13 protein-coding genes and 1 other RNA gene are annotated in these 15,625 nt (G+C 38.8%); 5 read left to right on the forward strand and 9 right to left on the reverse strand.

Annotation, left to right across the window (positions count from 1 at the left end; all coding sequences use genetic code 11):
* Window position 1 precedes the first annotated feature (1 nt).
* The 4 genes from trpD to LVD16_RS22625 all read right to left on the reverse strand — a co-directional run bounded on the left by trpD (window position 2) and on the right by LVD16_RS22625 (window position 5,329).
* Entirely contained in the window at window positions 2–1,012 is a 1,011-nt protein-coding gene (gene trpD, locus LVD16_RS22610) for an anthranilate phosphoribosyltransferase (protein WP_233770569.1), read from the reverse strand.
* Between the two features lie 29 nt (window positions 1,013–1,041).
* Window positions 1,042–1,611 carry an anthranilate synthase component II gene (locus LVD16_RS22615; protein WP_233770570.1) on the reverse strand — a complete coding sequence of 190 codons (570 nt, stop codon included), beginning with the start codon at window positions 1,609–1,611 and terminating at the stop codon, window positions 1,042–1,044.
* Window positions 1,612–1,618: 7 nt separating this feature from the next.
* A complete protein-coding gene (locus LVD16_RS22620; protein ID WP_233770571.1) occupies window positions 1,619–3,025 on the reverse strand; it encodes an anthranilate synthase component I family protein in 1,407 nt (468 codons plus the stop codon).
* A 234-nt stretch (window positions 3,026–3,259) separates the two neighbouring features.
* Window positions 3,260–5,329 carry a M13 family metallopeptidase gene (locus LVD16_RS22625; protein ID WP_233770572.1) on the reverse strand — a complete coding sequence of 690 codons (2,070 nt, stop codon included), beginning with the start codon at window positions 5,327–5,329 and terminating at the stop codon, window positions 3,260–3,262.
* Between the two features lie 173 nt (window positions 5,330–5,502).
* Between LVD16_RS22625 and LVD16_RS22630 the strand changes: the two genes are divergently transcribed.
* From LVD16_RS22630 to LVD16_RS22650, 5 genes are all read left to right on the forward strand, one after another.
* Entirely contained in the window at window positions 5,503–5,970 is a 468-nt protein-coding gene (locus tag LVD16_RS22630) for a hypothetical protein (protein WP_233770573.1), read from the forward strand.
* Between the two features lie 27 nt (window positions 5,971–5,997).
* Entirely contained in the window at window positions 5,998–6,237 is a 240-nt protein-coding gene (locus tag LVD16_RS22635) for a hypothetical protein (protein WP_233770574.1), read from the forward strand.
* A gap of 63 nt (window positions 6,238–6,300) precedes the next feature.
* Window positions 6,301–6,395: signal recognition particle sRNA small type (ffs, locus tag LVD16_RS22640), an RNA gene on the forward strand.
* A 62-nt stretch (window positions 6,396–6,457) separates the two neighbouring features.
* Window positions 6,458–7,114 carry a fructose-6-phosphate aldolase gene (gene fsa, locus LVD16_RS22645; RefSeq protein ID WP_233770575.1) on the forward strand — a complete coding sequence of 219 codons (657 nt, stop codon included), beginning with the start codon at window positions 6,458–6,460 and terminating at the stop codon, window positions 7,112–7,114.
* Window positions 7,115–7,126: 12 nt separating this feature from the next.
* Window positions 7,127–7,840, forward strand: a complete 714-nt coding sequence (locus LVD16_RS22650) for a cell division ATP-binding protein FtsE (RefSeq protein WP_233770576.1) — start codon at window positions 7,127–7,129, stop codon at window positions 7,838–7,840.
* Here LVD16_RS22650 and LVD16_RS22655 read toward each other — a convergent pair.
* The 5 genes from LVD16_RS22655 to LVD16_RS22675 form a co-directional block, all read right to left on the reverse strand.
* Window positions 7,837–8,373, reverse strand: a complete 537-nt coding sequence (locus tag LVD16_RS22655) for a hypothetical protein (protein WP_233770577.1) — start codon at window positions 8,371–8,373, stop codon at window positions 7,837–7,839. The genes LVD16_RS22650 and LVD16_RS22655 overlap by 4 nt on opposite strands.
* Window positions 8,363–8,920 (reverse strand): RNA polymerase sigma factor, encoded by a 558-nt coding sequence (locus LVD16_RS22660; protein WP_233770578.1) that lies wholly within the window; start codon window positions 8,918–8,920, stop codon window positions 8,363–8,365. The genes LVD16_RS22655 and LVD16_RS22660 overlap by 11 nt, the downstream gene beginning before the upstream one ends.
* A gap of 122 nt (window positions 8,921–9,042) precedes the next feature.
* Window positions 9,043–11,340, reverse strand: a complete 2,298-nt coding sequence (locus tag LVD16_RS22665; RefSeq protein WP_233770579.1) for a glycoside hydrolase family 3 N-terminal domain-containing protein — start codon at window positions 11,338–11,340, stop codon at window positions 9,043–9,045.
* 15 nt (window positions 11,341–11,355) lie between these two features.
* Window positions 11,356–12,780: a glycoside hydrolase family 30 protein gene (locus tag LVD16_RS22670; protein ID WP_233770580.1), complete on the reverse strand. Its 1,425-nt coding sequence runs from the start codon at window positions 12,778–12,780 to the stop codon at window positions 11,356–11,358.
* The gene (locus tag LVD16_RS22675) at window positions 12,777–15,533 is read right to left on the reverse strand and encodes a carbohydrate-binding protein (protein WP_233770581.1); all 2,757 of its coding nucleotides are present in this window, start codon (window positions 15,531–15,533) and stop codon (window positions 12,777–12,779) included. Before LVD16_RS22675 ends, LVD16_RS22670 begins: the two co-directional genes overlap by 4 nt.
* Window positions 15,534–15,625 lie beyond the last annotated feature (92 nt).

A 15,625-nucleotide genomic window follows, 5' to 3' on the forward strand; every position in this document is an offset into this window, starting at 1 on the left:
CTTAATGAGTTGTATAACTTTTCGTTTTGTTGACTAATTTTTTAAATGCTTCTAATGCTTTTCCTGATTTTAAAGATTCCTTTGCTTTATCCATGCTAGCTTCAATACCGGCAGATTGATCCGCCGCATATAAAGCCATGCCTGCATTGGCAATAATCACGGCCTCTTGCTGTGGTGTGCCGTTTCCATGAAGTACATCATTAAAAATCTTAGCTGCCTCCTCAATGGTTTCACCTCCGTAAATGTCTGATTGATTAAGTACCGGCAAACCTAAATCTGACGGGAAAAGCACTCTTTCTCCGTTATTCGAAACCACTTTAAAGCCGCCGGTTAATGATATTTCATCGTACCCGTGCAGTGAGTGAAGAATCACAAACTGTTTATCTGTTTTTTGATAGAGATAACCGTAAAGACGAGCTAGCTCAAGGCTAAAAACACCTACTAACTGCTTCTTAGGAAATGATGGATTAACCATCGGCCCCAGCATATTAAAGAATGTTTTCACCCCTAAATCTTTTCTTATCGGCGCTACATTTTTCATGGCAGGGTGAAAAAGAGGCGCGTGCAAAAAGCAGATGTTAGCTTCATCAAGACTTCTTTTTAGTTCGCCAATGTCATTCGTAAATTCATACCCAAAATGAGCCAATAGGTTTGATGAACCACATACTGATGAAACTCCATTATTACCGTGCTTAGCTACCGTTTGGCCAGCTCCTGCCACTACAAAAGAAGATAATGTGCTTATATTAAAAGTGTCTTTACCGTCACCTCCGGTACCACATAAATCAATGGCATCATATTCAGAGATTTCCACGGGTACACAAAGTTCTAACATAGCATCTCTGAAGCCCTGAAGCTCATCTACCGTGATGCTCCTCATCATATATACGGTTAAAAAGGCGGCTATCTGACTTTGATTATATTCTCCCTGCGTCAGCTTCATAAGAATGTTTTTAGCATCCTCCCGGCTCAGAGATTTATGTTCTATCAGTCTATTTAAAATATCTTTCATTTTTAACTATTTGAGTTTAAGGTTGAAGGTTAATTTCTTAGCCAGTTTTCCAGCATTTGCTTACCGTTTTCCGTCAAAATAGATTCAGGGTGAAACTGCAGACCTTTCACATCATATTCTTTGTGGCTTAGTGCCATAATGTTTCCTCTTTCATCAAGGGCTGTCACCTTCAGCTGATCGCTGATGCTTTCAGGCACCACTGCCCAACTATGGTAATGACATCCCTTAAACGATGAAGGCACACCTTTAAACATATAATCGTCAGCATCTGTCACAGTGATCGTGCTAGAAATACCGTGCATTACTTCTGGCATATTGAAAAGTTCACTACCATATACCTCTGCTATTCCCTGGTGGCCTAAGCACACGCCAAGAATACTTTTGTGATCTCCGTAGGTAGTTACGACTTGCTTCAAAATACCCGCTTCATCAGGTATGCCTGGTCCTGGAGATATTAATATCTTATCATACTTCTCCACTTCCTTAATATCTATTTTGTCATTTCTAAAAATATCTAACTCTACACCACCCAACTCACGGATAATATGAACCAGGTTATAGGTAAACGAATCGTAGTTATCTAAAATCAGTACTTTCATGTTCATCTTATCGGTTAATGGTTTCGGCTACATCCAGTGCATTTCTCAATGCTGCCAACTTATTATTCACTTCCTGAAGCTCGCTCTCTGGTGATGATTTGGCCACCACCCCGGCACCTGCCTGATAATGAAGCTCATTGTTTTTACTCAAAAATGAGCGGATCATAATAGCATGATTAAAATCTCCATTAAAGCCCATGAAACCAATAGCTCCACCATAATAGCTTCTGCTTCTGTTTTCATACTTATCAATCAGCTTCATGGCCATGTGCTTAGGTGCTCCTGAAAGGGTACCAGCCGGAAAAGTATCAGCTACCAGTTTCAAAGGAGAAGAACCTTCTGCCAACTGGCCAGTAACTTTTGAAACCAGGTGAATCACATGAGAGTAATATTGTATTTCTTTGAACACTTCTACTTCTACCTCTTTCGAACTACGGCTCAGATCGTTTCTGGCTAAATCTACAAGCATAACGTGCTCTGAATTTTCCTTTTCGTCTGAGAATAGCTTTCTTGCCAATTCTGCATCAGACTCATCATTTCCTGTTCTTCTGAAAGTACCTGCTATAGGAAAAATGCTTGCCTTTTCATCTTTGATAACAATCTGTGATTCTGGAGACGAACCAAAAATCTTGAAGCTTCCATAATCGAAATAAAATAAATAAGGTGATGGATTAATGGAGCGTAAGGCTCTGTATACATTAAACTCATCACCTGAAAACTGGCTCTGAAAGCGTCTGGCTAGCACGATCTGGAAAACATCTCCCCGAAGGCAATGCGATCGGCCATTGGTAAGTATCTCCAGGAATTCTTCATCAGTGTAATTGGAGGTTTCTCCGTTCGTTACCTGAAAATGGAATTCCGGGTTATTGTTAATATTAATTAATGACTCTAAATAAGCTAAATCTACACTTGGGGCTTCTTCACCCTCTACTGAATGCTCAAATAGATATAGCTCATTCTTAAAATGATCTACTACAATTACAAAGCGATAAAGTGTGTAGAATATATCTGGCACATCTTCATTTGTATTCTTAAACTCAATGTCTTCGAAATACTGAACACCATCATAAGCCATGTACCCAAAGAGGCCGTTGGTCACGAATTTATAGTCAGACTCTTCGGTGGAGAAGCTATCTTTAAAGCTATTTAATTCTTCTAAAACAGTACTTCTATGCACTTTTCTCACCTCATCTTCCTTACCCGGGTAAGAGAGTGTAAGACTATGATTTTGCACTTTAAAAGTAGAGATCGGGGAGCAACAGATGTACGAAAAACTGTTTTCCGTACCATGGTAGTCTGAACTCTCCAATAAAATGCTTTGGGCGAATTTATCCCTCAGCCTCAGGTAGATACTCACCGGTGTAAGCGTATCTGCCAGCAGTTTTTTTGAAATGGTTTTTAGTTTATAAGTCATTAGTCTAATGGTTTTAAAACAAAAAAAGCCCGCTGTGCGAACAGCGGGCTTTCTAAACTTAAAGATCTATCAAAACTTTACAATAACGCCGTTCACCTCTCCTTTTGAGAAAAGTGCCACCACCATGCGTTATATGTAAATGTTGTTGTCATAACTGAACCAAATGTAAAGAGAGAATTTTTAAATCCAAACATTTTTTTTGTTTTAGTATAAAATTCTCTCATTAACTTTTTGTTACCAGATTTTAACTCTCACAGAATCAGAACGATACATGCCATCTCCAGGTTTTACATCGAAAGCTTCATAGAAAGTTTCCATGTTAGATAAAGGTCCGTTAGCTCTATACATCCCTGGTGAATGAGGATCTGTATTTACCTGAGTTCTAAGTGTTTCATCCTTGTATTTAATTCTCCAGATAGTAGCCCAAGACATGAAAAATCTTTGCTCAGGAGTCATACCATCTATTAAACCAGGATTTCCATTTTCCTCTAAATGTTTCTGAAGACCATCATAAGCTACATTGATACCGCCAAGGTCGCCTATGTTTTCACCTAAAGTGAAAGCACCGTTTACATGAACACTATCTAACGGCTCATAGCCATCATATTGAGATATAAGCTGACCTGTTCTTGATTTAAAGCTTTCAGAGTCTTCATCAGTCCACCAGTTTACTAAGTTCCCGTTAGCATCGAATCTGCTACCCTGATCATCAAAACAATGAGAGATTTCATGACCGATTACAGCGCCAATACCACCATAATTCACCGCCATATCTGCTTTATAGTTATAGAAAGGAGGCTGAAGAATAGCCGCTGGGAATACTATTTCATTATACATAGGGTTGAAATACGCATTTACAGTTTGAGGAGTCATGCCCCACTCTGATTTATCTACCGGCTTTCCTATTTTAGCAATTTCTTCCTGAAATCTGAATTTTGTAGCATTCAGTATATTGCTCATGTAAGATGCTTTTTCAGGATCTACATCTACGGTAAGATCTGAATAATCTTTCCACTCATCAGGATATCCGATTTTCACCGTCATTTTAGTAAGCTTAGCCAGTGCCTTCTGTTTTGTAGAATCAGACATCCATTCTAAACCTTTAATTCTATCGCCAAAAGCAAGTTTAATATTCTCTACCATTTCCTCAGCCTTTTTCTTAGCTTCTGGAGGGAATGTTTCATCTACATATAACTTACCAATAGCTTCACCTAAGGCATAGTTAGTAGTACCTAACACACGCTTCCATCTTGGCTGCATTTCTTCTACACCTCTAAGCTCTTTGCTATAGAAGTCAAAGTCGGCTTGTACAAAGTCATGGCTCAAATAATTAGCAGAATGATTAATCACTCCCCATCTCAAATACTCTCTCCAGGTAGAAGCCGGCACACCTTTCAATATCGCCTCAAACTCTTCCATGTATTTAGGCTGCATTACTATAAGTGTATCTACTCCTTTCACACCCATATCAGCAAGGTACTCTTCCCAGTTAAAATCAGGTACTATTTCGCCTAGCTCACCTAAAGACATTTTGTTATATAAAGCCGGTGTATTTCTTCTTTCTACGTTTGTCATAGAAGCCTCGGCTAAACGAGTTTCCAGAGCTATGATCCTTTCGGCTTGAGCCTGAGCATTAGCTTGTTCATCGCCTAACATCTGTAGCACTTTAGCTACATGCTGTACATACTTTTCTCTAATCTCTACTGATTTAGAATCAGTTTTGGTGTAGTAATCTCTATCTGGCAAGCCAAGACCACCCTGAGATAGGTAAGTAGCTATGGCATTACTGTTTTTAAAGTCAGCAAACACTGAAAATCCAAAAAATGATCCACCACCGATTTGCTCATTGTAAGATAAAAACTGTTGTAAGTCTTCAGTATTTTGAATACCGGCAATTTTATCGAAAATAGGTTGCAAAGGTTTTACGCCAGCGCTCTCAGCCATGGCAGAATCCATACCTACACTATAGAAATCAATGGCCTTTTTCTGGTCAGTACCGTCTTTATAATTTTTACCAGCCGTTTCAAGTACATCTAACACGGTTTCATTGGTCATTTCTCTTAGCTCGTTAAAGCTACCCCATCGTCCCTGATCTCCAGGAATGTCTGTTTTCTCAATCCACTTACCATTTACATAACGAAAGAAATCGTCAGTTGGTCTTACTGTAGAATCTATGTAGGAAGTGTTAATCCCCACTACTTCTACCTCCTCCTCTTTGCTCTGCTCTTTGTTACAAGACAGAGCCATCAATGCTGTGATCACCATTGCTGATGGAACAAAAGACTTGAAATGTTTAAAATGCATATTATTTATTTTTTTACTGAACCACTAAACTGCATTAGTTAATCATAAGTTCAGAGCGAATTTATATTAACGGCTAAATTTTATGGTCCATTTTATAGTAAAGAAGCGGATTTATTAGGAACTTAAGATAGCAGATATTGTTGTTTTATTATACGCTAACTACTTTGAAAATTATGGCCAATCCTAATCCACAACTAATTAAGGCGTTACGAAATACTGCCTTCGAACTCGCGAAAAGCCGAGCATATCAGTGGGGACACATGGGAAGTTGTAATTGCGGTTATTTGGCTCAGGAAATCACAAAATTGACTAAGTCAGAAATCCACACCAGAGCCATGCAGAAACATAGTGACTGGAATGAACAACTCAATGACTACTGCCCCACCAGCGGACTACTCATGGATGAAATGATATCTGATATGCTGGATGCCGGCCTCGACACCGATGATCTTAAACATCTTGAAAATTTAAGTGACAAGAGAGTGTTGAGTAGACTACCATTAGGAGTACAACTACATCATAATTATAAAAATGATGTGGTGACATACCTTAAATTATGGGCACAGATATTAGAGGATGAACTCATCAGAAAAGTTAAAATTAATGAAATAATGCATCAGCCAATTGCTGAGAATGTATGATCTTAGAGCTAAATAAAATTAGCGCTAATGCAAAATGTAGTTCATAAGTATTATAAAAGGAATTTTGGCGATTTCACCATTCTCGTTCAGGTAAACCCTGTATCTCTTCGCGGCATAGAGCTAACCGTGCATGCGAATGGAGAGGTGGAGAAAAGAAAAATGGAATTTGATGAGGAGATTTATGATGATCTGGCCGAAGATGAGTTTAAGGAAAGCAGCTCTCTTGAGTTCAATTTGTACTTAAAAGGCCTTACGAAGGGTTCCTGAAAAAAAATCAAAGAAATTCCTCTAAGCTTTTAACTATTAATGAAATCCTCTTACATTTGCAGTGGCAAATCAGTACGACCAGCTCCTGCTGAATTCCCCCAGGACCGGAAGGTAGCAAGGGTAGGCGGTTGTAGCGGTGCGATACTTGATTTGCCTTTTTTATTTCCTCATTACCGCGTAAGTTTACAATCAACTTAATACTTCATACAAACTTATCCTTATGAAATTCTTTATAGATACCGCAAACTTAGATGAAATCCAAGAGGCATATGACCTTGGCGTTTTAGATGGTGTAACTACCAACCCTTCTTTAATGGCTAAAGAAGGAATTAAAGGAGATGAAAATGTAAAAGCTCATTATAAAGCTATCTGTGACATTGTAGATAACAATGTAAGTGCAGAAGTAATTGCTACTGACTTTGACTCAATGATCAAAGAAGGTGAAGAGCTTGCAAAGATAGATGATAAGATCGTAGTAAAGATACCTATGATTAAAGATGGTGTTAAAGCCATTAAATACCTTTCTTCACAAGAAATAAGAACTAACTGTACTTTAGTATTCTCTGCAGGACAAGCTTTACTTGCTGCTAAAGCTGGTGCCAGTTATGTTTCTCCATTCATTGGAAGATTAGATGATATTGCTTATGATGGTCTTACTTTAATAGAGCAAATCGTAAATATTTATGATAACTATGGTTATGCTACTGAAGTATTAGCTGCTAGTATCAGACACACCATGCACCTTATTCAGTGTGCAGAGATTGGTGCTGATGTAGCTACTTGTCCTTTAAAAGTTATCACTAGCTTATTAAACCACCCGCTTACTGATTCTGGCTTAGAGAAATTCTTAGCTGACCATAAAAAAGTGAACGGTTAAAATATTACTGAGATGTCTTTTTCTTCCGATCCCGTAGTACGAATAAAGGATGCCTCCATCTTTCAGGACGACAGAACTGTTTTGAATGATGTCAATTGCGAAATTGAAAAAGGCGAATTTGTTTTCCTTGTGGGTAGAACCGGTGGGGGAAAGACATCTCTTCTTAAAACCTTATATGCCGATCTAGACCTTAGACTTGGCGAAATTAATGTGGCCGGTTTTAACATTGGCAACATCAGACATAGTGAAGTCCCTTTATTGAGAAGAAAACTGGGGATCATCTTTCAAGACTTTCAATTATTTCCTGACAGAACTGTAGCTGAAAACCTCATTTTCGTAATGAAGGCTACCGGTTGGAAAGAGAAATCTAAAATGAAGGCCAGAATCACCGAGGTACTTATTCAGGTAGGACTTGGTTCTGTTGCGTCTAAAATGCCTCACCAGTTATCCGGAGGTGAGCAGCAAAGAGTAGTGATAGCCAGAGCCTTATTAAACGAACCCGTTATTCTATTAGCAGATGAGCCTACTGGAAACCTCGACCCTGAAGTTTCTCAAGGCATCTTCAAACTCTTCCAGGATATCAACAAAAGCGGTACTGCAGTGCTAATGGCTACTCATGACCATAATTTGGTAAAGAACCACCCGGCCAGAGTGCTTAAATGTGAGAATGGTAAAGTGCTAGACTCTAAAATTGAAAGCTTCGAACTTAGTACCAAATATTACTAAACATTAGCCCCTTCGGAGGCTTGTTCCTTTTCAGCATCAATCTTATCCAGCTTTTCCAGCTCCTTATTCAGTATATCTACACGTACTAATAAGTTGAGAATCAGCGCGTCTACTACTTTTTTACTAGGATTAGCAACCAACTCTTCTTTGAGCACCTGGTACATGGCATCTAGCTTCTGCATGTCTTGCTCAAAGTCCGGATTCATTTCAAGTGTTTCAGATTCAAAATCTGCTATTAACTCTCTCTTTTCAGAAATTTCATTAAAGTAAAACTCCTCTACAGAGGTAAACTCAGAAGTTATTTCATTGTGAGCTGTTAAGTTCTGTGGCTGCTTTAGAGACTCCAGTCTTAGAAAAAGATATACTGAAGATAGAAAAAACAGAATAGATGCGGCCTTCCAAATCCAACCATAGCTTTTCCTATGCGGCTGAGGCATATCCTCTTCTATCCCCTTCCACACCTTATCAGATGGATATTCATTATTGAATTCCTCCTTATGAGCATGTATAAAGTCTTCTAACTTATCCCCCATAATTTAGTCCCTCCTTTATTATCTGCTTTAGTTTTGTTTTAGATCTATTTAACTGTGATTTAGAGGTTGATTCAGAAATATCTAATATCTCGGCAATTTCACTATGGTCATAGCCTTCCATTAAATATAGTGAAAATACTATACGGTAACCATCTGGCAGCTGCATCATGGCCTCTTTTATCAAGTCTACCTTATATTGTATATCTGGATCTTCAGACTCGCTAACCAAAACAGGCTCTTCATAGTTATCTACATCATCAAATTCCAGTCTCTTTTTCTGTAAGAAGTTGATACTTTTATTGATTACAATTCGCTTAAGCCAGGCTCCAAAAGTAGAATCACCTTTATAGCTGGTTAGATTTTTAAAGGCGCTTACAAAAGCATCTTGCAGTACATCTTCGGCATCATTTCTATCTTTGACCATGCGAAGACATACATTGAACATAGCCTTAGCATATAGCTGATATAACTCACTATAAGCTTTCCTATTGCCATTACGACACCTCTCAATTACATCTGCGTGTATATTTATGCTCTGATCTGCCAAGTAAGTCCTGTTTCTTGTATAAAGACCGGGGCAAATTATAAAAGTTGCATCATATAAAAAACAAAGCCCCCAACCAGTTAAAAATAACCATGCCGGGGGCCACCTTATGAAATGAAAAAAAATTACTCCACTAGTGAGATCTTAATTTTTTTATCGGCAACCATAATTTCAAAGTCGCCTGCTTCTGTTATTTTTTCTCCTCCTTTACCGAAGTAGCTTAAGTCTTCAGAGGTGAGGGTAAAGTCTACCGTTTTAGATTGTCCTGGCTCTAGCATGATTTTTTCAAATCCTCTAAGCCTTTTTACATCAGGAGTAATATGGCTAGCATATAAGTCGCTAGAGAACAGATGAATAACTTCTTTACCAGCTACTTTACCTGTATTCTTAACTGTAACTGATATTTTCACTGCCTCTCCTTTCTTAAAGCTTGACTTGTCAGCCTTCAACCCTGAATATTCGAAAGTAGTGTAGCTCAATCCGTACCCGAATGAGAACTGCGGATTATAATCTGCTTCATAATTGTACACACCCTCAGCCTTTTTCTGCTCTTCAGATGGCTTATGGATATATGAAATTGTAGCATTAGGATATCTTGGATAGGTATATGGAAGTTTACCTGAAGGATTTACGTCTCCAAACAAGATATCTGCCAGGGCATCTCCACCGAAATTACCAGGAAGGTATGTTTGTACTACAGCATCCATTTCTCTTTCAAAACGGCTAATTACACGTGGTCTTCCTTCGTTAAGTACTAATATCACTGGCTTACCTACTTCGGCTAGTTTATTAGCCAATTCAGTCTGATTCTCAGAGATATAAAGATCATTTAAGTCACCCGGCTTTTCAGTGTAAGTGTTTTCTCCCAGGCATAGAATTACCACATCCGCAGACTTTGCTGCTTCTACTGCCGCATCAATATCATCCACCTGATCTTCATAGTACTTGCCATCCATTTTATAACTTACACCAGAAGCATATGATACATTTTCCTTTCCTACTTTACCTTGAATAGCTTCTAAAATAGTATTGTATTGCTCAGTATATTCTGGAGTTTTTTCTCCTTGCCATGAGTAAGTCCATGCTCCGTTTAAGGTTCTCATAGAGTTTGCATTAGGACCTGCCACGAGAACTTTAGTATTTTTACCCAAAGGCAACACATTTTCATCATTCTTAAGCAAAGTGATGGCCTCTGAAGCCATAGTGTATGCAGCTTTTTCAAACTCCTCACTTCCGAATTTAGGATAGTCTTTATAGTTGGTAGTTGGTTTTTCAAAAAGGTTCAGAGCATATTTCACTCTTAAAACTCTTCTCACGGCATCATCTATACGATCCATGCTTACCTTACCTTCTTTCACCAATGCAATAAGATCATTACAGAAAGGCTCATATTGGTATGGAATCATTGACATGTCAATACCAGCATTGATAGCCATCATCACAGCATCTTTGTTAGTAGCAGCTACTCTATCTCTTCTATGTAAATTTTCAATGTCTGCCCAGTCGGTCACCACTAAACCTTTAAAGCCTAATTCTTCTTTTAAAAGCTTGGTAAGTAACTCATAGTTAGCATGAACAGGCACACCATTGATAATACCTGAGTTCACCATAATAGTGTGAGCCCCGGCTTCAACGGCCGCTTTAAAAGATGGCAAATGATACTCTCTCAACACGTCTTCAGGAATATAAGACGGTGTTCTGTCTTTACCTGATATAGCAGCATGATACCCAAGAAAATGCTTTAAACTAGAAGCGATGTGTTCTGGATTGCCTACATCATTATTATCACCCTCATAACCATCAATCATTTGTACACCCAACTCAGTAACCAAATACGGATCTTCACCAAAAGACTCCCACATACGAGAGAAACGAGGATCCATACCGAGATCAAGTACGGGAGAGAAGTTCCATGGAATAGAGCTAGCTCTGGTTTCATAAGCGGTAATCTGAGCACCTTGCTTCACTAATTCTCTATTTCTACTGGCCCCTTGAGCTATTTGCTGAGGAAACATGGTAGCGCCTACAGTATATGTAGCTCCATGTATTTCATCTACACCGTAAATAACCGGTATTCTTAAGCGAGTATCTTTCATCGCCACTTTTTGAATCTCGCTGATGATGTCATGCCATTTTTCAGGAGTAAGGGCGCGATTATTGGCTGTATTTAAAACTGACCCGATATGATACTTGACAAGGGCCTTTTTCATAGCCTCTGGATCTAGCTTTAGCGGCTCATAACTTGAATATATGTTATCTCCTTTTCCTATAACATCCAGAGTAATTTGAGCCATCTGACCCACTTTTTCCTCAAGAGTCATTTTCTTGATTAGAGCTTCTATTTTAGCTTCATCGTTCTTCTGACCAAAAGCAAAAAGACTTATTAATAAAATAAACGCAGTTAATCCGGTCTTTATCTTCATTCTTTCCTATAATTATTATAATTGATATATATAAGTAGCCACAGCTCCCGGCTGTAATTTGGTTGTAATTTCTTTATCCTTAATTCTCATTGTAAATACCTGATCATCAGAACCTTCATTTAGTACGATATTGATGATCTCACCTGCTGGAGTTTTAAAAGCCACATTTGGCAAGCCATCTATCATGTTGCTCTCTACCCTTACACTACCCGGCCTCACATATTTAGAAGCATGAGCTATGATATAATAAGCAGGGTTCCTGATTACCTCATTACCATCAATAGTTACCGCACCAAGACATCTGTCACAGCCACCTCTATCAGTATGTGGGTTCTGATCTGGATCAGCCGCAAGGTTCCATTCCAATACCGTTTTACACCAATTTCTAGTAGCCCCAATAATCAACTCTTTAGTATGCCACTTGATATCCTGAGGAAAATTACCTGGAGCTCCAATCCATTGCTCTGTGAAATATAAATTCTTATCAGGGTATTGATCATGAAGACTTTTGAGCGTGTCAATAGTACCGCCGTATAAATGGAAAGCTGCTCCATCTACATATTTGGCAGCTTCTTCATCCTGGTAAATGGTAGCCGGATAATCTGGTCTATCGGCATTATGATCATATACTATAATCTTAGTTTTAATGCCGGCATCTTGAAAAACAGGCCCTAAACTGGTTTTTATAAACTCAGCCTGTTGATCAGCCTTCATGAGTAGACTTGGGTTATTACCAGGATGCAGAGGTTCATTCTGAATGGTTAAGGCATGGATAGTAATCCCTTCAGCCTCCATTCCTTGAATATACTTCACTAAATAATGAGAATATGCATCATAGAATTTAGGGAGAAGACTTCCTCCTCTGGTATCCTTATTATCTTTCATCCACTTAGGCGGAGACCATGGTGATCCTAAAATTTGAATATCAGGATTAATGGATAAGATTTCCTTCAAAACCGGAATAAGATGTTCTTGGTCTCTCTCCAATGTGAATTTCTTTAATTCAACATCTTCTTCTCCATCAGCAAGATCATCATAAGAAAATGGCTCCGCATCTAGATCAGAAGCTCCGACACTGAGCCTCAGATAGCTCACTCCAATAGACTCACCATCAGTTGAAAACAGATTTTGTAATAGCTGATGACGTGAACTGCTATCCATCTGGTGAATGTGCATCGCACTTCCGCCTGTGAGCGTATATCCAAAGCCATCAATCTCCTGATACTTCTGCTCAGGGTTAATTTCGATAACAGCATTGGATACATCTGTGGCAGTGTCAATATGCACAACTTCTTGTTCCAATAGCAATTTACTTTGATCGCCCGTGGTGATCATGGCCTTTAATGGTAAAACCTGAATTTCCTGAGCTTCCTTTTTACCGCTACATGCTAGGGTTAATAATCCAGCTGAAATTAACGCAAATACTCCCTTCACTCTCATTTTCTTACTAAAACCCTCTTTGTATATGCACTATCCTTTTCTGTGATGGTTATAAAATAAAGACCATCTCTAAGATTTTGATTTACACTAAATTCGGACGATCCTTTACTTTCTCCTGACCATATTTTCTTTCCTGAAGCGTCACTTAAAACTACTAGTTTAACGTCTGCAGCATTGGTGAAATGAATTTGGATAGGTCCATCAGTAGGGTTAGGATAAATAAGGGTACCATTACTTTTTTCATCTATTCCGGTGGGTAGGTCAGGGCCAAGATAAGTCAGCTCAAACCAGTTAATGTTAAATAATGAAGCGGTTGCCTGAAGACGGATTGTTTGATATCCTTTTTCTAAGAAGGCCATTGAGCCAGAGGCTGTTGACCAATCTTGCCAGCCACCCGTTGCGGAAAAGGCAACACTACTTATCTCCTCTGCATTTCCTTCAGCATCAACAGTGTGTAAACTTAACGAGCCACCCGCTTCTTCTGAAGCCACCCTGTAACCTACTTTAAAATATCCTGTTTCTTCTACCTCTACATCATAATCCAAATAATCACCATTATCTGTATACCCTACATTTTGTCCTCCTCCAGTATCTTGAGTAGTTTCTAACTCAAAGCCATTATTAACGGTAAAGTCTTCCGCTTCGATTCTTCCTGGTACAGATAACGGTAAAGCGCCGCCTTCTAAGAAAATATCTATCAGAAGATCTGAGAAGGCATCCAATGACATGTCATAGATGGTTTTGATTTCTGTACCGCTATATGATATTAGCACCTCATCTCCATATGAAACCTCTTGAGATAAGTAAATATTAATCATCTGAGACGCGTCATCATTTAAAACAACACTGTCAATCTCCACGCTATTCCCATTGATTGATGCAGTAAATCCATGATCCTCTGGGATAGAAATGAAAGGTTGATTAAATATCAGTCCTACCTTTTTTTTTTGATCAATAGCCTTTTTCTCAATGACCTTTGGTTTCTCTGTTACCTCCGAAGGGCCATTTATTTGGAAGTAATTAAAATTAAAACCTCCTACATCAATCTGCACCTTGAGCTTTTGTCTACCAGCTTTTAGATATACATCATTTATCGTAGTGGTTTTCCATAACTGATAGCCACCTGTACTTAGCATCGTAGTGCTTTCTGCTACACGCACATTATCTGAATAAAAAGAAATTTTACCGTCACCTGACGAGGCTGTTCTAACGGAAATGCTATACATTCCTTCCTCTTCAACATCTATGGTATACTGTAACCATTCCCCATCTTCCGTCCAACCTACATTATATCCATTGGTGGTTTCATCTAAACAAGCTTCAATATCTACCCCATCATTTCTATACTGACCACCATTATTCCAGGAAGCACCACCCGCATTTCCGGTGGTATTAGTTGAAACTTTATCGTAGTAGGCAAACCCGTCTTTACCCAAATCGTAATTGACAGCAAATACCACGTTTTCTTCTCCATTAGCTTCAATTATATGTTGCTTAAAGGGTTTAGTTTCATCGGTATGAGGCTGTCTGATGAGAGCATCCACCACGTCTTTTTTAAATATTGTATTTTCAAGCTTTGTATTTTCAGCAAATTGCATTAACCCATCAAAAGCAACTGATTCAGAGGGCTTTGCACCGCCGTTCCAGTAGTTAAGAACACTTTGATAGGCATCGGGCTTCTTAATTTGAAGTGGATTATTCCCACCTAGTTTTTTAAGTGGCCACCAACTCCAGCCCATATTGTTAGACTCGAACAGAGCCACAGCATTAGTAAACCATTTATTAGAATTCTCTCCAGTTTCACCAAGCCAGATAGGTACATTCCTGCTATTTCGCATGTTTAACATACCTTGTATAGCTCCCACTTCGTTTGAGTTCCAATATTTATGGAAGCTGATAACCATATTATTATCCCACAATGATGGTAGGCCAGAGTAATTGTTACCCCAGCAATTTCCTTCTATTATTATAATGTGGTTTTGATCGACCTCTCTTATAGCGGCCGTAATGTCTTTTTCTAATTGCCATAACTGAGCATTTGAACTTTCTGCACATCCATTTGGATCTGACTCGTGATTTTGAAAGCCCCAGTTAGGCTCATTGATTATATCGTACCCTCCTATCATTGGCTCGTCAGCATATCTTTCAGCTAACTTTTTCCAGAGAGCAATCATTTTATTTTTATTATCCTGGCTTTCCCATAGTGAAGGTTTTGAGGGATCGTAATCACTAATGTCTGCATTTTCACCTTGACCGCCAGGAGCTGCATGCAGATCTAAAATGAGGTATATATTGTTGGCTTTACACCAGGCGAGAAGATTGTCGGTTAGCTCAAAACCCTTATCTAGCCACGTATTTTGGCCTTGAACCGGCTCTTCTTCAATAGGTAGGGTAAACAGCTTGTAGTGCATGGGTAATCTCACCATATTAAAACCCCATGATGACATAGAGTCTATATCAATCTCTCTGGTGTGATTAGAGAGCCACGCATCATAGAACTGTTGCTTCTTTGTTTCGCCTACTAATTCTTCTATTCTAGCTTCTATTTCGTGCTGAGCTCCAGAAGTTTGTAGCATATAACCTTCCTGTAACATCCATCCGCCTAAACCAATACCTCGCCATAATACATTTTCCTCGGTTTCAGAATCTATAATTCTGGTTCCTGATGCTTTGAGAAATCCCTGAGCAAAACCTGAGTAGGATAAAACAGAAAATGTGAAGCAAGCTAAATAAGTAAGTAGTTGTTTATGCATAAGTTATGGCATTTGGAGTTCAAAAAAAGGCATAAGTATTACACTCTCGCACTTTGCGAGCATCATTTAAACATTAAATTTTTAATAAGAAG

Source organism: Fulvivirga ligni (assembly GCF_021389935.1).
Lineage (GTDB): Bacteria > Bacteroidota > Bacteroidia > Cytophagales > Cyclobacteriaceae > Fulvivirga > Fulvivirga ligni.